The following is a 21,548-nucleotide window of genomic DNA, read 5'->3' on the forward strand; positions in this document are numbered from 1 at the left end:
GCGAGCCTCAAGGGCAAGCGCATGTTCCGACGCCGTCGATCGATGCACGAGCCCGTCAGGGTCGTGCCGCCGGTAAATCTGCAAGAAAAAACCGGCCTTGCCCGTTCGGGTGCAAAGCCGGTTTCGACGTTCATTCAATACCGGCAGTTACAGCAAAATGCCTTCATGCGCGTTTTTTGTGACACTATTATTGATGCTGACGATCGGTTCGCGACTTTTCGCATCGCGCTTGACCGAAATGCGATGCTTCGTCCCGTTCAGCGTCACTTCAGCCGAGTAGCCGTCCCAGGCCTCGGGCAGCACCGGCCGGATGACCAGCTTTTCGCCTTGCCGGCGGATGCCGAGAATACCCTCGACGCCGGCGCGGTAGAGCCAGCCGGCCGACCCGGTATACCAGGTCCAGCCACCGCGTCCGGCGAGCGCTCCTTCGCCATAGATATCGGCCGCAACCACATAGGGCTCGACCCGGTAGTGATCCGCGTCTTCGCGGCTGAGGGCATGCGACACGGGGTTGAGCATCTGGAAGACGCGCCAGGCTTCCTCGGCCCTTCCCTGCTCGGCAAAGGCCAGCGCCACCCAGGTCGCCGCATGGGTATATTGGCCGCCGTTTTCACGCACGCCGGGCGGATAGGCCTTGATATAGCCCGGGTCCTGCCTGGTTCTTTCAAGCGGCGGCGTGAACAGCCGGACGATGCGGCGATCCGGATCGACGAGTTCAGCCATGACCGCATCCATCGCATGCTGCGACCGCTGTTCGTCGCCCTCGCCCGAAAGCACGCTCCAGGACTGGCCGATCGAATCGATCCGGCATTCGTCGCTTTCGCTCGAGCCGAGCGGCGCGCCATCGTCGTAATAGCCGCGACGGTAATAGTCGCCATCCCAGCCGGCTTCATCGAGCACGTTTTTCAAGGTGACGAGATGCGTTTCCCAATGGCCGACGCGCGCCTTGTCCTTGCGCTCGCGGGCAAAGGGCAGGAAGCCGCGCAACGTGCCCGCCAGGAACCAGCCGAGCCAGACGCTGGTGCCGCGGCCGGCAATGCCGACGCGGTTCATGCCGTCGTTCCAGTCGCCGCCAAGAATGAGCGGCAGGCCATTTTCGCCGCTGCGCTTGATCGCGAGATCGAGTGCGCGAGCGCAATGCTCGTAGACGTCGGTGATCTCGTCGGAGATCTCCGGCTTGTAGAAGCTGTCGTGCTGCCCTTCCTCGAGCGCCGGGCCGGTGATGAAGGCGATCTTCTCGCCGAGAATGTCGGCAGACCCGGTCACCTCGCAGTAGTGCGTCACGGCATGGGCGAGCCAGACGACATCGTCCGAGATCATCGTGCGCACGCCGGCGCCGGTGCCCGGCAGCCACCAATGCTGCACGTCGCCTTCGACGAACTGCCGCGCAGCCGCGTTGAGGATCTGTGCTCGTGCCAGTTCCGGCCGATGGATCAGGAACGCCAGCGTATCCTGCAGCTGGTCGCGGAACCCGAAGGCGCCACTCGCCTGGTAGAAGGCCGAGCGTGCCATGATCCGGCAACCGAGGCTCTGATAGGGCAGCCAGTTGTTGATCATGGTGTTGAAGGCCGCATCCGGCGTGTCCACCTTCACGATGTCGGTGAACTCGGTCCAGAAGGACTTGGCCGCATCCATGACAGTGTCGAACGCGGTCTGGCGCAACTCGCCGAGAACCGAGCGCATCTGCTCGTCGTTGTCGGCGTCGCCGAGGATGAAGGTGAGCTGCTTTTCGGCACCGGGCTCGATCACCAGATCGGTCGCGAGCGCCGCGCAGGCATCGCCGTCAACATCGACCGAGCCGGAGAGCTCGGCGCCGGCGAGAACCCCCTGCGGCACCAGAATGCCGCCGATCCGCCCGAGGAACTCGCGACGGCTTGCCGTGTGGCTCACGCCTTCACCGCCCTCGACCGCAAAGAAGGCCGACCGACCGGCATAGTCGATGCTGTAGGGGTTGGTCGCCACCAGCGCATCGGAGGCTTCGTCCCATTTCGACAGGACGAAGGGCGCCATGCGGGCACGGTTGTTGCCGAGTACCCATTCGGCAAAGCCGTAGATCTTGAGCTGGCGGGCAGCCGTGGAGCGGTTGCGGATCGAAATGCGGACGAGCTTCGCCGGCAAGGTCCGGTGCACCGTGTGGGCTGCCTCGATATCGAGATCGTCCTGGGTGCTGCGGAAGGTCGAGTAGCCAAGTCCGTGGCGCGTCTCGAAGACGACCGAACGGCTGCGCGACAGGGCGGCATAGGGCGTCAGCACCGAGCCGTTCGCCATGTCACGGATGAAGATCGCTTCTCCCGGCCGGTTGACGACCACATCATTGGCCCACGGCGTCAGCTGGTAATCGCGCGAGTTGCGGCTCCAGGTGAAGGCCGCACCTTCGGCCGAAACATGGAAGCCGAACTGCTCGTTGGAGATGACGTTGATCCACGGCTGCGGTGTCGCCTCGCCGCCGCGCAGGCGCACGACGTATTCGCGCCCGCCTTTGGCAAAGCCGCCGTAGCCGTTCCAGAAGTCGAGACCGTCGCCGACGATATCCGCATCGACGGCGTCCGCCGGCTGCTGCGGGGCGGCAAGCAAGGGGAACTTGCTTTCGCTGCCCTTCACCGGTGGCGTCGAATAGAGCGAATTGGCACGGGCGATCTGGTCGGAGATCGTGCCGTTACGGGCATGGAAGACGGCGCGGGAGGCCGACAAAAGCGTCGACCAGGTCTCCGCTTCCATCAGGTCGCGGCGCACCGAGAAGATGTGCTGGCGCGGCCCGTCGGAGAGGCCCCGGAGCCTCAGGTTCTCGCACATCGAATCGAGCGCGTGCTGCATGTCCTGGGCATAGGACGAGGCGCGTTCGTTGATGATCACCAGGTCGGCGGTGATGCCGCGTGCGCGCAGATACTCCTGTGCTCTGAGGGCCTCACGGGCAATGCCGAGGTCGCCGTCGTCGTTGATGCGCAGGCAGAAGATCGGGAAGTCGCCCGAGATCGCCAGCGGCCAGAGCGTCGACTGCGACGCGAGCCCCGCCTGAACCGTCGCGGTATCGGCGCGCAGGTGCATGTCGGGGTAGACGAGGTAGCGCCCGAGCATCTGGAAGCTGGCGGCCTCCTGCGAGGTGACGCCGACATGGCGCATCTGCACCTGGCTGCGCGTCCAGGCATGGATCAGCTCGTGATTGAAGGTTTCCGTGTGCCTGTAGCGGTCGATGGCACGGTCGACGGCCTCGCGGTTCGGCGCAGCGATCGTCCAGAAGACGACGCTGACCTTCTTGCCGGCCGGAACACGCACGACGCGACGCAGCGACATGATCGGGTCGAGGGTGAAACCATCGGTTCCCGAAAGCACGGCGTCGGTGTCGAAGGCGGCAGCCTCGGCGAGGGTGCGCCCCTGGCCGATGAAGCGGCGACGGTCGGTCTCCGCCTCGGTCGGACGGTCGCTACCGGCATTGTCGGTGACGAGATGCGCCACTTCCATGTCCGGGTCGCCGGAACTGCGCTTGTTGCGGCTGACATGGATGACGTCGCCGCGCCGGCTGATTTCGGTGCGCAGGAACATCTTGGAGAAGGCGGGATGCGCACTGTCGGCCTCGTCGGTCGACAGCACCGGTTCGGCGTAGGACGTCACCTCGATGAAGCGGTCCTGCGTTCCCGTGTTGAGCAGGATGACGCGGCGGCCTTCCGCATCGTGCTCGGTGGCAACGATGCACTCCACTTCGCTGGTGAGGTCGCCGACGGTCTTGACGAATTCGGCCTTGTCGTCGCCGAACCGGGTCAGAAGCTTTTCGCCGACGGCACGCCGCGGCTCGGCTGTCGCCGACCACCAGTCGCCGGTGGTCGTGTCGCGCAGGAAGATGAACGTACCCGTGCGGTCTTCGACCGGGTCCGGCTTCCAGCGGGTGACCGACTGGCCGTTCCAGCGAGCGTAACCGGCACCGGTTGCCGTCAGCATGACGGCATAATGGCCGTTGGACAGGAACACGGTTTCGCGGTCCTGGGCGAGCGGGTTTTCGATGATCCGGACTTCCGGACGCAACAGGTCGTCCTGGCCCTTGCCGAGCGATTCCGGCTCGCGCTTGGCGTTCATGATCGGAATGTCGCGCGGCGCCTTTTCCTGCAGCAACAGTTCGGCCGCCTCTATCACCGGATCGGCGTGGAACCATTCGCGCAGCCTGCCGGTGAAGACGACGTTGGCAACTGCCGCGATCGACATACCATGGTGGTGGGCATAGTAGTTGCGCACGACCGCGCATTTCTGCCCCTCGGGCACGCGCGTCGGCGTGAAGTCGACCGCATCGTGGAAGCCGTAGACGCCGAGCGCGCCGACCTCACGCAGGCGACCGAGATTGGCGAGCGCCGCCTTCGGATCATACATGCAGGCGAGAATGGAGGCGTAGGGCGCAATGACGGCGTTCTGCCCAAGACCGCGCTTGAGGCCAAGCGTCGGCACACCAAAGTTGGTGTACTGATAGGTCAGTTCATGGTCGCGCGCATTGAAGGCCGCTTCGGAGATACCCCACGGCGTGCCGAGACGGCGGCCGTGATTGATCTGTTCCTTGACCACCAGATTGTTGGTCTGGTTGAGGATGCCGCCTTGCCGCTCCTGCATGACCAGCGGCGGCATCAGATATTCGAACATCGAACCGGACCAGGAGATCAGCGCGCCACGCGCGCCGATCGGCACGATCGGGCGGCCGAGCTTGTACCAGTGCTCGGTCGGCAGATCGCCCTTGGCGATGGCGAACAGGCTTGTCAGACGGGCTTCAGACGCCAGAAGATCGTAGCAGGCCTCGTCGAGCTCGTTGGCATTGACGCGGAAGCCGATCGACAGCAGACGCCGCTCCGGCCGGAACAGGAAGCCGAAATCCATCGAGAAGGCGATGTCGCGGGCGCGATCCTTCAGAACCACCAGCCGCTGGCGCAGCGCTTCGATGGCGCCGAGATCGAACACGCCGTCGGCAATATGCGCTTCGCAGGTGGCGACGAGCGAGTTCGCCCACTTCGTCACTTCGTTGCTCTGGCCCGTGCGCACCTCATGATCGAGGTTCACGGTCAGCTTGTGCATGTCGCGCGCCAAAACGGCGAGGTTGATCACGCGGATCGACGCGAATTCATGCTCGCGCTTGACGGCAGCCAGAGCATTCTGGAAGCCGACGATACGTTCCTCGATCAGGCGGCGCAGCGGGCGAACGGTCTTGCGGTCGTCAGGCAGATCCTTCAGCACCTCGGCGAGGATGGCGACCACGTCGCCAATGCCATCGAGACTGCCCTGGACATGCGCCGACGGCGCTTCCGCCCATTCCCGGCACATGGACGACACGGCGATCAGGTGGCCGGCAAGGTTGCCGCTGTCGACCGACGAGATGTAGCGCGGCTCCATCGTTTCCAGCGTGTTGGTGCGATACCAGTTGAACAGATGGCCGCGATATTTCGGCATCCGGTCGATGGTGACGATCGTCTGCTCCAGGCGGTTGATCGTTTCTTCGAAGCCGATCCAGCCGAAGTCGCGTGCCGACATCACCGAGAGCAGGTAGACGCCGATATTGGTCGGCGAGGTGCGCTCAGCCAAAATCGGCTGCGGCGTTTCCTGAAAATTGTCGGGCGGCAGGAAGTTCTGCTCGGCGGTCACGAAGGTCTCGAAATACCGCCAGGTGCGCCGCGCGATCAGGCGCATTTCCTCGATCGCCTCGTCGGAAACGACAAGCTGGTCCTCGGTTTCGGCCGATTGGCTGACGAACCACGCGACAGCGGGAGAAAGCGCCCAGAGCAGGGCAAAGGGAATGCCGATGAAGGGCAGGCCGGTATCGGAAATCGCCGCAAGCGCCAGCGACAGCGCTGACAGCGCCGGCGCGATCCACATTGCGCGGTAATAGTCGCCGATGCTTCCATGGCCGGCACTTTGCACCTGGGCGGCGGTGCGCCATTCCAGCATCAGCTTGCGGCTGACGAAGGTACGGTAGAGCGAGCGCACGATCGCGTCGCCCATCATCGCCGCGCCATGGGCGATGAAGACGATGCGCAGCGCAACCTGGGCATTGGCGGCGCGAACTTCGGTCAGCACCGCATGAAGGTGGGCACGCGCGACGATGTCGTTGCGGCGCGGCAGGAGCCCGTTGATCAGCGACAGCGTCGGAGCGACGAACAAGCTGAAGATCAGCACGATCTGCCAGATCAGCGCTTCGGTCGGCTGCATGTAGTACCAGCCCATGACGGAGGCGACGAGCCAGGCGCAGGGGATCAGCGAGCGGCGCAGGTTGTCGTACATCTTCCACCGGCCGAGCATCGACAAGCCGTTCGACGGGTTGAAGATATAGGGCAACAGCTGCCAGTCGCCGCGGGCCCAGCGATGCTGGCGCGACATCTCGACCTCGTAGCGGGTCGGGAAATCCTCGACCAGCTCGACGTCCGTCACCAGCGCGCAACGCACATAGGAGCCTTCGAGCAGGTCGTGGCTGAGAACGGCATTTTCCTCGATCCGGCCCTTGAGGGCCGCCTCGAAGGCGTCGACGTGATAGAGGCCCTTGCCGGTGAAGCTGCCTTCGCCGGCGATGTCCTGATAGACGTCGGAAACGGTGAAGACGTAGGGGTCGATGCCGCGGTTGGCCGAGAAGATGCGCTGGAACGCCGAGGCTTCGCTTCCGGTGGTCAGCGACGGCGTCACGCGCGGCTGCAACAGGCTGTAGCCGGCAATCACCTTCTGCGTTTCCGGGTCGACGATCGGACGGTTGATCGGGTGGTACATCTTGCCGACGAGCTTCGTCACCGCGTCGCGCATCAGGCGCGTATCGGCGTCGAGCGTCATAACATACTGGACGTTCTCCGGCACGGTGTTGGCGCCCTGGAGGAACGAGGTGTCGCGATCGCCGCGCAGCAGCATGTTCAACTCATGCAGCTTGCCGCGCTTGCGCTCCCAACCCATCCACACGCCTTCCGCCTCGTTGAAGAGGCGGCGGCGGTGCAGGAGGAAGAAGCGCGTCCTGCCGTCATAGGCATAACGCGCCGAAAGCTCGGCAACCTCGCGCCGGGCATAATCGAGAACGTCGGTATCGGCCGGGGTTTCCTCAGACTTGCTGTCAATCCAGTCGCTGAGCAGCGCGAAATAGATCTCGCCGCGCGGATTGGCGAGGTAGTGAACTTCGAGATTGCGCACGAGCTCATCGACATGGTCGCGCTTGGAGATCAGGCAGGGCACGACGACGAGCGTGCGGGCATATTCCGGAACGCCGTCCAGGAACTCGTAGCCGACCAGACGCGACGGTTTGACGAACAGCGTGACGAGGGTGTTGAACAGACCCATGGCGCCTTCGGACGCCGGCAGCGCGAACAGCAGAAGCATGATCAGCTTCGCGCCGTTCGGAATATCCATCGGGCTGACAAAGGCATAGACGGCGATCATCGCCAGGATGGTCAGGAGAATATTCGGTCCGGCGATCGCAAACCAGTCGAGCTTGCGGCTGAGGCGGATGATGCTCTGCAGCACCGACGGACGGTAGCCGATCTTCTGCTCGAGTGCCTTGCGCTGCTTGCCGACAAGGAAGGAGCCGACGTTCGGTTCGTGAAGCTGCGGCTCGACGGCAGCCGCCGCTTCCGCTTCCTTCACCATTTCGATGGCGATCTGGGTGACTTCGTATTCGCTGTGGCCGGAGCGGCGCGCCAGCTTTTCGATCGTATCGCGGTATTTGTTGCGCGAGCCGAATTCAAGCGCGGCGTAATCGGAGCCATCGCGCAGCGCCGCATCGATCTTGCTGACGCTTTCGAACCAGACGGCCCAGTCGGTATCGTCGATCTCGCGCAGGCTGCGGATGATGTTGCTCATCGTCGCATTGCCCGACGACAGGCGGTTCTGTTCTGCAACCAGCGCATCCTCGACGTCGCTGCCGCGTTTTTCGAGCTGTTCCTCGATCCAGGCGATCACCGAACCTGAAGTCTGCGAGCCATCGCGCATGCGGTAGAGCAGTTGGGCAACGAAGGTGTTGTCAGCCGCAAGCGCCTCGGATTCCGCAAGCAGCGCCCGGCTCTTCTCCGGATCATTGTGACGGATGATCTGGTCGGCGAGGTCGTTCGCCTTGCGCCGCATGCCGCGCGAACGCTCGACGCGGATGGCGATGCGCCGCAGATTCTCGATGAGAACGAAGCGCAGGATCGAAGGCAGAGCCCACAATTCGCCGATCTTGAAGGTGTCGTGCTTCTGGAAGCCCTCGACCATCGCGGTGATGCTTTCCCGCGAGACCGTGCTGTGCGTATGGGCGACATAGAGCCAGGCGAGCGCCATCGTGCGCGGAATGACGGTCCCGGAGACGGACAGCGTCGGCAGCTGGCGATAGAACTTGCGCGGGAAGTCGCGGCGGACTTCCTGGATTGCTTCCTCGACCACGTGGTGGTTGTCGAGCAGCCATTCTGCGGCCGGCGTAATCGACGCCCCCGCTTCGACGTCGGCCGCCGTCACCCGATACACCCTCAGGATTTCGTTTTCATTCTCGCGATGGCGCGGACGAAACTCGAACGGGAAAAAGCCCGGCAGGGACGGTGCGCCCTTGAGCGCAAGGGTCTCGCCGCTTTGCCGCAGATCCTCCATCGAGAAAAAGGTCGAACGGATCGAATCGTTGTAATCGATCTGTTTCGCTTCCGGTTCGCGAGAAGAGGAGGTCGGCGTGCTATGAAGGGGCATGGGTGCTGGTTCTGAATCCAACCGGGGTTGATCGGCCCGGCTCTCGTTGTTCCGGGTTGGCTGCGGTCCTGAGGTTCCAGGCTTGGCCGGCGCGTTGCTAGACACGGTCATGTGTCCTCCCATCCGCCGTCATTTTCCGGCAAACCGGAAGCTGGCGGAAACTGGCACCGCCCTTGAACTGGGCATAAGAGAAAGCAAAGCCGGCGGCGCATTGGTTTTCAAGGCCGCGTGATGCATGAAAGTGGCATTTTTTAGCCGTGGTGCCAACAGCTTGCAAGGATCGACCGTACAAGTTCGGACGAATTGCGCACACTCTCATCGGGCGAAAACGGAATAGTCCGCGCGCGCCTATGGCAGCCTCAAATCTATGTATCAATTTTGCCCTTTCCCGGCGCATCTCTGGGTAGCAGTCCGTCGCGAAACGCCGACGGCGTTAGGAAGGTTCCGGCCATCGGTCGAAACATGTTCGAGGATGGGAAACCTACCCGACCTGTTCGGTGATCCATTCGCGGAAGGCGAGACTGATCGGGTTTTCGAGTTTACCTTCCGGAACCGCGAGATAATAACTGTTCTCCGTCTGCATCGGCCGGTCGAGAATGATGCGCAATGTTCCCGCAGCCAGCTCCTGCTCGATCAGATAGCGGGGCAGCAAGGCGAAACCGAGACCAGCCGTCGCCGCCTCGATCACCATCGAGAACTGATCGAAGCGGTTGCCGCGATAAGCACCCCGGCCATCCATGCCGTTCGCCTCGAACCATTGCGCCCAGAGCTTGGGCCGCGTCGCCAGATGCAGCAGCGGCCCGCCGACAATATCCTCCAGGGTCGAAACCGGATTGGCCGCAAGCAGGGTCGGGCTTGCCGCCGGCACGATGATCTCGCTGCAGAGATAGCTGCAGGTCGCATGCGCCCACACCGGCTGGCCATAGTGAATGGCGATATCGAAATTCTGCTCGTCGAAATCGAAGGGTGCCGACCGCGATGCGATGTTGACCACCGTATCCGGGTGCTGGCGCAGAAAATCGGGCAGGCGCGGCACCAGCCAGCGACTGCCGAAGGTCGGCAACGACGCGATCGACAGCGTCGAGTCGGCGCGTGCCGAGGCCATAGCCCGAACCATCAGCTCTTCGGTCTGGTTGAGCAGGCGGCGAACCTCCGGCAGGAACTTCTGCCCGGCCTCGGAGAGAATGACCCGCTGGCGCACCCGCTCGAACAAAAGCACGCCGAGCTGGTTTTCCAGATCCTTGATCTGACGGCTGACGGCACTCTGGGTCAGATTGAGTTCTGCGGCTGCCTGCGTGAAGCTGCCGTGCCGCGCCGCGCATTCGAAAGCCTGCAGCGTCGTAACGTCAGGAACCAGTCTGCGGCTTAACTTCATTCCAGCCTCGCATCAACATAGTCACAAGCAGCGCGATCAATGGCCGCTTCCTTCGAATATGATCCGAAATGAGAATGACCTTGTCCTTCACCCATAGCGCGAGGCGAGCCACAGTGAAAGAGAATAGTTTCGTATCCGCCGATGATATCCGTTCGGCCTTTTCCGCAGCCATGTCGGTCATGTACCGCGAGGAAGTGCCGGCCTACGGCACGCTGATGGAGCTGGTCGCCAAGGTCAACGACGATACGCTCAGTGCCGACCCGGCGCTGAAAGAGCGTCTCGATGCGACGGATTCGCTCGATCGCATTTCCGAGGAGCGCCACGGCGCGATCCGTCTCGGCACGCCTGCCGAACTTTCGATGATGCGCCGAGTCTTTGCGGTCATGGGCATGTACCCGGTTGGCTACTACGATCTTTCGACGGCCGGCGTGCCGGTGCACTCGACCGCCTTCCGCCCCGTTGGCGAAACCGCTCTGAAGCGCAATCCCTTCCGCGTCTTCACCTCGCTTCTCCGTCTGGACCTGATCGCCGACGAGAGCCTGCGCGCTGAATCGGACGTCATCCTTGCCGAGCGCCGGATCTTTACGCCTGTCGCTGTCGAGCTGGCTGAAAAAGCCGAGCGTGACGGCGGCCTCGACAAGTCCGACGCCGAGCGTTTCGTCTCAGAAGTGCTGGAGACCTTCCGCTGGCACGACAAGGCCAATGTCAGCGCCGACATGTACAAGCGCCTGCATGACGCTCACCGGCTGATCGCCGACGTCGTGTCGTTCAAGGGCCCGCATATCAACCATCTGACGCCGCGCACGCTCGATATCGACCAGGTTCAGACCCTGATGCCGGAATACGGCATCGCGCCGAAGGCCGTCGTCGAAGGACCTCCGACCCGCAAATGCCCGATTTTGCTTCGCCAGACCTCGTTCAAGGCGCTGGAAGAGGCGGTCTCCTTCCGCGACGGCGATGGTGACTGGAAGGCCGGCTCGCACACCGCCCGCTTCGGCGAGATCGAGCAGCGCGGCATTGCGCTCACCCCCAAGGGCCGCGCGCTCTACGACGAGCTTCTGGAAGCATCGCGCAAGATCGTGCGCCCGGCGGCTGACGGCTCCAACGCCCGCGAATACGAAGCAGCCCTTGCCAAGGCCTTCGAAAGCTTCCCCGACACCTGGGCAGGCATGCGCGAAGCCGGCCTCGGCTATTTCAGCTATTCGCTGACCGAGAAGGGCCTGAAGACCAGGATTTCCGCCCGCCGCGATCTCGACACGCTGATTGCCGACGGCCTCGTGCAGTTCGACGCCATCGTTTACGAAGACTTCCTGCCGGTCAGTGCCGCAGGCATCTTCCAGTCCAATCTCGGCGATGGGGCGCAGCAGGATTTTGTTGCAAGCCCGAACCAGAAGCGCTTCGAGATCGATCTCGGCGCCACCGTGCTCAACGAGTTCGATCACTATGCCGGCATCGAACAGGCATCGATCGAAAGCTGCCTGCGGGCCTTGACCGCAGCCATCGCTGCGGAATGATACGTTCACGATGATCGAACAGGTACACATCGACGCGCTGACCGGCATCCTTGGCGACAAGGGTGTGGTCACGCGCGCTGAAGACAGGCAAGCCTACGAGACCGGCGCCCGCTACGATCGCGGCCGGGCTTCGGTCGTTCTGCGGCCGGCAACGACAGCGGAAACCTCGGCAACCGTTGCCTATTGCGTGCGCCATGGCATCGCCTTGATCCCGCAATCGGGCAATACGGGGCTTGTCTCCGGTTCGACTCCGGACACATCCGGCGACGAGGCGATCCTCAGCCTTGACCGCCTGACGAAAGCCTTCGAGCTCGATCTCGACAACCGCTCGGTGCACGTCGATGCCGGGCTCCGGCTTTCCGATCTCAACCGCCGGCTGGAGGAACACGGCCTGTTTTTCCCGATCGACCTCGGCGCCGATCCGCGGATCGGCGGCATGATCGCCACCAACACCGGCGGCTCGCGCTTCCTGAAATACGGCGACGTTCGCCGCAACACGCTGGGCCTCACAGTGGTTCTCGCTGATGAAGACGGTACCGTGCTCGATCTTCAATGCGACCTGCGCAAGAACAACACCGGCGTCGACTGGAAGCAGGTCTTCGTTGGTACATCCGGCGCCTTCGGTATCGTCACCGAATGCGTGCTCAACCTGGAGCGCCTGCCGCAGCAGACGGCGACCGCACTGCTGGTGCCGGCAAGCGGCGCCCATGTGATGCCGCTGCTGCGCGCCATGGAAGAGCGGCTCGGAGCCTATCTATCGGCCTTCGAGGGCATGTCGAGCAACGCCGTCAAGGCGGCATTCGCGCATGTGCCGTCGCTAAAGAACCCTTTCCAGGGTGGACATGTGCCGGATTACGTCATCCTCGCCGAGATCAGCCGCACCTGGGCCCCACGCGACGGCGAACAATCGCTCGACGCCGTGCTCGAAACGGTGCTGGCCGAGATCTGGGAGATGGAGACGGCACCGCTTGCCGACGCCTTCGTCGGTCCGCCGCATGAAATATGGGCGCTGCGCCACGCGCTTTCGGAGGGCGTGAAGCACCTGGGCAAGCTGATCGCCTTCGACGTTTCCTTCCGCCGGGGTGACATCATGGCCTTCTGCGACCATATGAAGGCCGAAATGCCGAACAGGTTTCCCGGTGTCACCGTCTGCGACTTCGGCCATATCGGCGATGGTGGAGTGCACTTCAATCTCGTGGTGGCGAAGAATAGCCCGCTTCTCAGCGAGCCGACATTCGAGCAGCGTTTGAGAGAATGGGTTTTCGCCGTGGCCGTCGAGGAGTATCACGGCAGTTTCAGCGCGGAACATGCGATTGGCCGCCGCAACCAGGCCTATTACGACCTTTATACAACCGACAAACTCAAGGACATGGCCGCGGGCCTGAAGACGCTCACCTCGCCGGGGAAACTCGGCAGCGTGCGCTTCGGATAGACCAGGGCAGGAAAACGGGAGTCAGACCATGAACATTGCAACGAAGAAGATCGACGTCACCAAGGAAGCAGCAGCGCTGCTCGAAAAGATGGGCGTCGCCAAGGAACTCTATACCGGCGGCGACATGCCGTCGTTCAGCCCGGTCACGGGCGAGCAGATCGCCAGCCTGAAGACGGTTTCGGCCGCGGAGGCTGCCGCCAAGATCGACAAGGCCCATGAAGCCTTCAAGGCCTGGCGCCTCGTCCCGGCACCGAAGCGCGGCGAACTGATCCGCCTGCTCGGCGAAGAACTGCGCACCTTCAAGGCCGACCTCGGCCGCCTGGTTTCGATCGAAGCCGGCAAGATCACCTCCGAAGGCCTCGGCGAAGTCCAGGAAATGATCGACATCTGCGATTTCGCAGTCGGCCTGTCCCGCCAGCTCTACGGCCTCACGATCGCCACCGAGCGTCCCGGCCACCGCATGATGGAAACCTGGCACCCGCTCGGCGTCGTCGGCGTCATCTCCGCCTTCAACTTCCCGGTTGCCGTCTGGTCGTGGAACACGGCGCTGGCGCTCGTCTGCGGCAACTCCGTCGTCTGGAAGCCGTCGGAAAAGACTCCGCTCACCGCCCTTGCATCGCAGGCTATCTTCGAACGCGCCCTTGCCCGCTTCGGCGATGCGCCGGAAGGCCTGTCGCAGGTTTTGATCGGCGACCGTACCGTCGGTGAAGTCCTCGTCGACAACCCGAAGGTTCCGCTGGTTTCGGCCACCGGCTCGACCCGCATGGGTCGCGACGTCGGCCCGCGCCTTGCCAAGCGTTTTGCCCGCGCCATCCTCGAACTCGGCGGCAACAATGCCGGTATCGTCTGCCCGTCGGCCGATCTCGACATGGCGCTGCGCGCCATCGCCTTCGGCGCCATGGGCACCGCCGGCCAGCGTTGCACCACCATGCGCCGCCTGTTCGTCCATGAAAGCGTCTACGACCAGCTCGTTCCACGGCTGAAGAAGGCCTATGGTTCGGTCTCGGTCGGCAATCCGCTGGAAACCACCGCACTCGTTGGCCCGCTGGTCGACAAGGCGGCTTTCGATGGCATGCAGAAGGCGATCGACGAAGCCAAGACCCATGGCGGCACTGTCACGGGTGGCGAGCGCGTCGAGCTCGGCTATGCCAACGGCTACTATGCCAAGCCCGCTCTGGTCGAAATGCCCAAGCAGGCTGGCCCGGTTCTGGAAGAAACCTTCGCGCCGATCCTCTACGTCATGAAGTATAGCGACTTCGACGCCGTTGTTGCCGACCACAATGCAGTTGCAGCCGGCCTGTCCTCGTCGATCTTCACCCGCGACATGCAGGAATCCGAACGGTTCCTGGCCGTCGACGGCTCGGATTGCGGCATTGCCAACGTCAACATCGGCACCTCCGGTGCTGAAATCGGCGGCGCCTTCGGTGGCGAAAAGGAAACCGGCGGCGGCCGCGAATCGGGCTCCGATTCGTGGAAGGCCTACATGCGCCGTGCCACCAACACGGTGAACTACTCGAAGGCTCTGCCGCTGGCGCAGGGCGTTTCCTTCGACATCGAGTAGGACCAGGCGATGACCATCAACGCTACGGTCAAGGAGGCGGGCTTCAAGCCCGCCTCGCGGATCTCCTCGATCGGGGTCTCCGAAATCCTCAAGATCGGCGCCCGCGCGCAAGCCATGAAGCGCGAAGGCAAGCCGGTCATCATTCTGGGCGCCGGCGAGCCGGATTTCGACACGCCTGACTACGTCAAGCAGGCCGCCTGCGAGGCGATCCAGCGCGGCGAGACCAAATACACCGCGCTCGACGGCACGCCGGAACTGAAGAAGGCGATCCGCGAAAAGTTCCAGCGCGAGAACGGCCTCGCCTACGAGCAGGACGAAATCACGGTTGCCACCGGCGCCAAGCAGATCCTGTTCAACGCCATGATGGCGACGATCGATGCCGGCGACGAAGTCGTCATCCCGACGCCCTACTGGACCTCCTATTCGGATATCGTCCAGATCTGCGAAGGCAAGCCGGTGCTGATCCCCTGCGACGCGGCCTCGGGCTTCCGCCTGACCGCCGACAAGCTCGAAGCAGCGATCACGCCGAAGACGCGCTGGGTGCTCCTCAACTCGCCGTCGAACCCTTCGGGCGCCGCCTACAGCGCTGACGACTACCGGCCGCTTCTGGACGTGCTGCTGCGGCATCCGCATGTGTGGCTGCTGGTCGATGACATGTACGAGCACATCGTCTATGACGGCTTCCGCTTCGTCACCCCGGCCCAGCTGGAGCCTCGCCTGAAAGACCGCACCCTGACGGTCAACGGCGTCTCCAAGGCCTATGCCATGACCGGCTGGCGCATCGGCTATGCCGGTGGTCCGCGCGACCTGATCAAGGCGATGGCCGTCGTCCAGAGCCAGGCGACTTCCTGCCCTTCGTCCGTCAGCCAGGCCGCTTCGGTGGCAGCCCTGACCGGCCCGCAGGATTTCCTCAAGGAGCGCACGGCCAGCTTCCAGCGCCGCCGCGATCTGGTCGTCAACGGCCTCAACGCCATCGGCGGTCTCGACTGCCGGGTTCCGGAAGGTGCCTTCTACACCTTCTCCGGCTGCGCCGGCATGCTCGGCAAGGTCACGCCTTCGGGCAAGACGATCGAGACGGACACGGACTTCTGCGCCTACCTGCTCGACGATGCCCACGTGGCCGTCGTTCCGGGCTCGGCTTTCGGTCTGTCGCCGTTCTTCCGCATCTCCTATGCGACGTCGGAAGCGGAACTCAAGGAAGCACTTACGCGCATCGCCGACGGCTGCGCGCGGCTTTCGTAACACAGAAGTAACCCCTCACCCTAACCCTCTCCCCGCCTGCGGGGAGAGGGCACGCCGTAGAGCGTGCAGCTCCGGCCCTCTCCCACTTGCGGAGCAGGTCTTCCTATCCGCGCCGGCTCGCGGGAAAAAATGCGTTCCGACAAAGTTCGAGAGGGATGGCGGAGCGCGCCGCATGTCCCTTCGCCCCGCCTGCGGGGAGAAGGTCGCGGCAGCGGGATGAGGGGCATCCTCGCACTCCACCTGGGCTGATTGATTATAATGCGACCCTGCCCCCTCAAAACGTCGGCGGCGTACAGGCGCTGATCACCTCGCAAGGCACCGGCCCGACACAGCGAAACCGGTGCGGCCGCCGGCTTTCGAAATAATACGCATCTCCCGGCCCCAGGATCCGCCGCTCATCGTCAACGGTCACCTCGATGCGCCCCGACAGCACGATGCCGCCCTCCTCGCCGTCATGCACCAACGGCACTTTTCCGGTGTCCGCGCCCGGCTGATAACATTCCTTCAGGATCTGCAGGCTGCGGCCGAAGAGGTTTTCGCCGATCTGGCGATAGGAGATCGGGCCCTTGCCAATCTCGACCAGTTCCTCTGCCGCATAGAACGCCTTGCGCGGCCGCTCCGGCTCGAAGGAAAAGAACTCCGCAAGTCCGATCGGAATGCCGTCGAGAATGCGCTTCAGTGCGCCGACCGATGGGTTGGAGGCGTTCGATTCGATCAGCGAGATCGTCGAGTTGGTCACTCCCGCCCGCTTGGCCAGTTCACGCTGCGAAAGATTGTGCATCAGCCTGAGGTGACGAAGCCGGTTTCCGATGTCGACGCTCATGGGTGTCTATCCAGGTGTTCAGGTTGTTCGAAATACCGCAATTTTGCGAATTCTATCCTATAAAATTCAATGGCTTGAAGGACATCAGAAAAGGACTTGTTTGGCAATTCAAATCATGGCGTCAATCGCCGAACCTTGAGGAGGATGCCATGAACCAGCACACCAAACCCAATGCTCCCGTACTCGACAGCTACTGGATGCCCTTTACCGCCAACCGGCAGTTCAAGGCGGCACCGCGCCTGCTCGCCTCCGCCGAGGGCATGCACTACACCAGCACCGATGGCCGCACGATCCTCGACGGGACTGCCGGCCTTTGGTGCGTCAATGCCGGCCACGGCCGCCGGCAGATCGCGTCTGCCGTCGAGCGCCAGCTGTCGACGATGGATTTCGCACCGTCCTTCCAAATGGGCCATCCGATCGCCTTCGATTTTGCCGAACGCCTCGCCGAGATTGCGCCGGGGCCGGAAGGCCAGAAACTCGACCGTGTGTTCTTCACCGGCTCCGGCTCTGAATCGGTCGACACCGCACTGAAGATGGCGATCGCCTACCAGCGCGCGATCGGCCAGGGCACCCGCACGCGCCTGATCGGCCGCGAACGCGGCTATCACGGCGTCGGCTTCGGCGGCATTTCGGTCGGCGGCATCCTCAACAACCGCCGCGTCTTCCCGCAGCTTCCCGGTTCCGACCATCTGCGCCACACCCACGATCCGGCGAAGAATGCCTTCGTCAAGGGCCAGCCGGAACATGGCGCCGAGCTAGCCGACGATCTCGAGCGGCTGGTGGCGCTGCACGGCGCCGAGACGATCGCCGCCTGCATTGTCGAGCCGGTCGCCGGTTCGACCGGCGTGCTCATCCCGCCGAAGGGCTATCTCGAGCGGCTGCGCGCCATCTGCGACAAACATGGCATCCTGCTGATCTTCGACGAAGTCATCACCGGCTTCGGTCGCCTTGGCGCCGCCTTCGCCACCGATTTCTTCGGCGTGACGCCGGATCTGGTGACGGCGGCCAAGGGGCTTACCAACGGCGCCATCCCGATGGGTGCGGTCTTTGCCAGCCGCAAGGTGCACGACGCGTTGATGCACGGTCCGGAAAACGCGATCGAGCTCTTCCACGGCTATACTTACTCTGGCCACCCGGCCGCCTGCGCCGCCGGCATCGCCACGCTCGACATCTACCGCGACGAGGGCCTGATGACCCGCGCCGCCGAGTTGCAGGACGCCTGGCATGACGCCATGCATTCGCTGAACGGCCTGCCTGGTGTCATCGACATCCGCACCATCGGCCTGATCGCCGGTATCGAACTGCAGTCGCGCGACGGTGCTGTCGGCGCCCGCGCCTATGACGTCTTCGTCGATTGCTTCGAAAAGGGGCTGCTGATCCGCGTCACCGGCGACATCATCGCCTTCTCGCCGCCGCTGATCGCCGAAGAAAAGCACTTCGGCGAAATCGTCTCGATCCTCGGCGATGCGCTGAAGCGCGCCAAGTAACTCAAAACGACGCTGCCGCCGAGATCTTCGGCGGCGGTGTCGCAAGCCCGTCTTACGTGAGAATCCGGCTAATCGATTTAGCTAAAGCGCCGTGCGTTCGTCCGAATGCACGGCGCTTTAGTGTTTTGATTCTAGAGCATCGTATCCGCCTTCAGAGGTTCCACCTGAAAGCCGGATGCTCTAGCGGATGAGCAACGCCCGGAAGTCATTGACGTTGGTTCCGGTCGGACCGGGCACGAAAAGGTCGCCGCTCGCTGAGAAGGCCGACCAGGCGTCATGGCGCGCCAGATGCGCGCGCGGATCGGCGCCGGCAGCCCGCATGCGACTTACGCTGCCGCCATCGGCAAAGGCGCCGGCATTGTCTTCCGAACCATCAATGCCGTCCGTATCGGCGGCGAGCGCATCGATCCCCGGCACACCGTCGATATCGAGCGACAGCGACAGCAGCAATTCGCTGTTGCGCCCGCCTCTGCCGTAATCCTTGCCTGATATCGTCACCGTCGTTTCACCGCCGGACAGGAGCACGACCGGCTTTTCGAAGGGGCGGTTCTTCAGCGCGACCTCACGCGCGAGTGCCGCATGCATGCGGCCGATATCGCGTGCTTCGCCTTCGATCGCATCCGAAAGAATGCACGCCTCGACGCCCAGTTCCTGCGCCTTCCTGGCAGCAGCCTCCAGCGAGACGCTCGCCGACGCAATCACATGGCACGCGTGCCGGCGGAAGACCGGATCGGACGGATCAGGCGCCCGAGCGGCGTCGGATCGCAGGTGGGCCATCACGCCATCGGGAAGAGCCATGCGATAGCGGCCGACGATCTCCAGCGCCTCATCCGCCGTCGAGCCGTCCGGCACCGTCGGGCCGGAGGCAACGAAGGCGGGGTTGTCGCCGGGAACGTCGGACACGACGAGGGTGACCAGACGCGCCGGGCCTGCCGCTGCCGCCAGGCGTCCGCCCTTGATGCGCGACACATGCTTGCGCACGACGTTCATCGCAGAAATCGGCGCGCCAGATGCCAACAAGGCTTTGTTGACGGCGATCTCGTCCGCAAGCGTCAAACCATCGGGCGGCGCCGGCAGCAGTGCAGACCCGCCGCCGGAGATCAGCGCGACGACCAGATCATCAGCGCTCAGACCTCCCACCAGCTTGAGCAGCGCTTCCGATGCCCGGAGACCGGCCTCGTCCGGCACCGGATGGGCGGACTGCAGCACGCGAATGCGCTCGCAGCGTTCGATCGGGCCGTGGCGCGCAACGACGATGCCGGTCAGCGGATGATCCCACAGTTTCTCGAAGGCTGCGGCCATCTGGCTTGCGGCCTTGCCTGCCCCGACGACGATCGTTCGTCCCTTCGGCTTTTCTGGCAAATGCGCGCGGATCGCCTCATAGGGGTCGGCAGCACGCACGGCCGCTTCGAAAAGGGTGGTGAGAAAGGGGCGCGCTTCGAAGACCGCCATCGTCTTCAGCCCGGGATTTCGAGGTCATAGACGAAAATGCCGTCGACGCCGCCTTGTGCGGCCGCAACGATCTTTGCGCCGGTCTGCTGGTGCTCCGGGTCGTCAAGATAGGCGTCGCGCGCAGCAGCATCGGCGAAGTCGACGATGAAGCCTTCCGAATACCCCTTGTCCATGCCGACTTCCGGGCTGACATTGGCGCCGGCATAGGTTGCCAGAAGCCCGGGAAGCCGGCTTTTCAGCGCCGCGATCTCGGCGAAGATCGAGGCTTTTTCATCCGCCGAAATTTCAGGGCGGAAGCGGATGAAGACACAGTGACGGATCATGATTTTCCTCAGCGGATATCGGCGCGGGCACGCGGCCGGGCATCGTTTCGTTCATGGGCGAAGATCGCCGGCGGCAGGGGCTGACGCTCGCGAATGATGTCGGCGCCCTTTTCGCCCATCATGATCGTCGGTCCGTTGGTGTTGCAAGAGGGAACGCGCGGCATGACCGAACTGTCGCAGACGCGAAGGCCCTCCAGTCCACGCACCTTCAGATCGAGATCGACGACGGCCATGGCGTCAGTACCCATCTTGCAGGTGCCGACGGGGTGATGATCGGTCTTGGCATTGGCGCAGCCATAGTCGAAGAACTGCTCGTCGGAGACGACAGTGTTGCCGGGCAAACGTTCCGCCAGGACGAAGGGCTTGAGTGCTGCCTGCTGCATGATTTCGCGGGCGATCTTCAGGCCCTCGATCGACATCTTGCGGTCGTGCGGGTCGTCCCAATAGTTCGGATCGATCAGCGGGGCAGCCGCCGGATCAGCAGTGGAAAGCCTGACGGTGCCGCGCGAGCGCGGATGCAGATAGGCGGAATTGAGCGTCACGCCGGCGTTCTTCAGTCGCGCGACGCCGGCCTCAATGCCGGAGCCGAGGCCGAGATGGAACTGGATATCCGGCGAGCGCGCATCCGCATCGGCGTACCAGAAGCCGCCGGTCTCAAACAGGCTCGATGCCACCGGGCCGGAGCGGAAAAGCACATATTGCAGGCCGGCCCAGAGCGTCCGGTGCAGCTTCGCGACGTTGTCGTAGGTATGGTCGCCGGTGCATTCGGAAATGACGAAGAGATCAAGGTGATCCTGCAGGTTGCCACCGACGCCGAGCAGGTCGTGCTTTACCGGCACGCCCACCGACTTCAGATGATCCGCAGGCCCGATACCCGACTGCAGCAGCAGCTTCGGCGAACCGATGGCCCCGGAGGAGACCAGCACCTCCCGCTCCGCCCGGATCGTTTCGCGTCCCTTCGCTGTTACCACCTCGACGCCGACGGCACGGGTACCCTCAAGCACGATCCGGGCGACGCGCGCGCCGGTACGGACGGTAAGGTTTCGGCGGTCCTTGATCGGCGAGAGGTAGGCGAGCGACGCGCTCGAGCGGCGGCGGTTGCGCTGCGTCAGCTGGTAGAAGCCGACGCCCGCCTGCTGGCGGCCGTTGAAATCGTGATTGTAGGGAATGCCGAGTTCCTGGCCGGCGCGGATATAGGCGTCGCAGATCGGCAAGGTCGAAACCGGCATCGAGACGCCGAGCGGACCGCCATAGGCATGATAGTCGTCGGCGAAGCGCTGGTTGTCTTCGGCGCGCTTGAAATAGGGAAGAACGCTGCGGTAATCCCAGCCGGCGCAACCGTCTTCGGAGGCCCAGAGGTCGTAGTCGGCGGCATTACCGCGGGTGTAGAGCTGGGCATTGATCGACGAGCCGCCGCCGATGACCTTGGCCTGGGTGTAGCGCAGCACCCTGCCCATCATGTGCTTCTGCGGCACCGTCTCCCAGCCCCAGCTGGCGACGCCCTTGGTCATCTTGGCAAAGCCGGCCGGCATGTGGAATAGCGGGTTCCAGTCGCCGCCGCCCGCCTCCAGCAACAGGACGCGGACCGAAGGATCCTCGGAGAGGCGGTTGGCGAGAACGCAGCCGGCAGGCCCGGCACCGGTGATGATATAGTCGTATGTCATTGCCTGTCTTCCTCCACGGCACGGAA

At 63.6% G+C, this 21,548-nt stretch carries 11 protein-coding genes; 5 read left to right on the forward strand and 6 right to left on the reverse strand.

Annotated features, from left to right (window positions below; translation table 11 throughout):
* Positions 1 to 147 precede the first annotated feature (147 nt).
* Positions 148 to 8,760, reverse strand: coding sequence for a cyclic beta-(1,2)-glucan synthase (gene ndvB / locus ABIE33_RS08390; RefSeq protein ID WP_429123799.1), 8,613 nt, complete (start codon positions 8,758 to 8,760; stop codon positions 148 to 150).
* Positions 8,761 to 9,130: 370 nt separating this feature from the next.
* Complete coding sequence (locus tag ABIE33_RS08395; protein ID WP_429123801.1) at positions 9,131 to 10,024, reverse strand: LysR family transcriptional regulator; 894 nt, start codon at positions 10,022 to 10,024, stop codon at positions 9,131 to 9,133.
* A gap of 113 nt (positions 10,025 to 10,137) precedes the next feature.
* On the opposite strand from ABIE33_RS08395, the gene hglS reads away from it, so the two are divergent.
* The 4 genes from hglS to ABIE33_RS08415 are packed head-to-tail and all read left to right on the forward strand — an operon-like array spanning position 10,138 to position 15,773.
* Positions 10,138 to 11,538 carry a 2-oxoadipate dioxygenase/decarboxylase HglS gene (hglS, locus tag ABIE33_RS08400; RefSeq protein WP_429123803.1) on the forward strand — a complete coding sequence of 467 codons (1,401 nt, stop codon included), beginning with the start codon at positions 10,138 to 10,140 and terminating at the stop codon, positions 11,536 to 11,538.
* Between the two features lie 10 nt (positions 11,539 to 11,548).
* Positions 11,549 to 12,970, forward strand: coding sequence for an FAD-binding oxidoreductase (locus tag ABIE33_RS08405; protein ID WP_429123805.1), 1,422 nt, complete (start codon positions 11,549 to 11,551; stop codon positions 12,968 to 12,970).
* 28 nt (positions 12,971 to 12,998) lie between these two features.
* A complete protein-coding gene (gene amaB / locus ABIE33_RS08410) occupies positions 12,999 to 14,531 on the forward strand; it encodes an L-piperidine-6-carboxylate dehydrogenase (protein ID WP_429123807.1) in 1,533 nt (510 codons plus the stop codon).
* Between the two features lie 9 nt (positions 14,532 to 14,540).
* Complete coding sequence (locus tag ABIE33_RS08415; protein WP_429123809.1) at positions 14,541 to 15,773, forward strand: pyridoxal phosphate-dependent aminotransferase; 1,233 nt, start codon at positions 14,541 to 14,543, stop codon at positions 15,771 to 15,773.
* A 274-nt stretch (positions 15,774 to 16,047) separates the two neighbouring features.
* Here ABIE33_RS08415 and ABIE33_RS08420 read toward each other — a convergent pair whose 3' ends face one another.
* A complete protein-coding gene (locus tag ABIE33_RS08420) occupies positions 16,048 to 16,596 on the reverse strand; it encodes a cupin domain-containing protein (protein WP_065794728.1) in 549 nt (182 codons plus the stop codon).
* A gap of 149 nt (positions 16,597 to 16,745) precedes the next feature.
* Here ABIE33_RS08420 and ABIE33_RS08425 point away from each other — a divergent pair, with 149 nt between their 5' ends.
* A complete protein-coding gene (locus ABIE33_RS08425) occupies positions 16,746 to 18,083 on the forward strand; it encodes an aspartate aminotransferase family protein (RefSeq protein ID WP_429123810.1) in 1,338 nt (445 codons plus the stop codon).
* Between the two features lie 180 nt (positions 18,084 to 18,263).
* Here the strand turns inward: ABIE33_RS08425 and ABIE33_RS08430 are convergent, their stop codons facing one another.
* The 3 genes from ABIE33_RS08430 to ABIE33_RS08440 are packed head-to-tail and all read right to left on the reverse strand — an operon-like array spanning position 18,264 to position 21,522.
* Entirely contained in the window at positions 18,264 to 19,535 is a 1,272-nt protein-coding gene (locus ABIE33_RS08430; protein WP_429123812.1) for a glycerate kinase type-2 family protein, read from the reverse strand.
* A 5-nt stretch (positions 19,536 to 19,540) separates the two neighbouring features.
* The gene (locus tag ABIE33_RS08435) at positions 19,541 to 19,858 is read right to left on the reverse strand and encodes a Dabb family protein (protein ID WP_429123814.1); all 318 of its coding nucleotides are present in this window, start codon (positions 19,856 to 19,858) and stop codon (positions 19,541 to 19,543) included.
* 8 nt (positions 19,859 to 19,866) lie between these two features.
* Positions 19,867 to 21,522 (reverse strand): GMC family oxidoreductase, encoded by a 1,656-nt coding sequence (locus ABIE33_RS08440; RefSeq protein ID WP_429123816.1) that lies wholly within the window; start codon positions 21,520 to 21,522, stop codon positions 19,867 to 19,869.
* Positions 21,523 to 21,548 lie beyond the last annotated feature (26 nt).

This window comes from Ensifer sp. 4252, assembly GCF_050434565.1.
Classification (GTDB): domain Bacteria; phylum Pseudomonadota; class Alphaproteobacteria; order Rhizobiales; family Rhizobiaceae; genus Ensifer.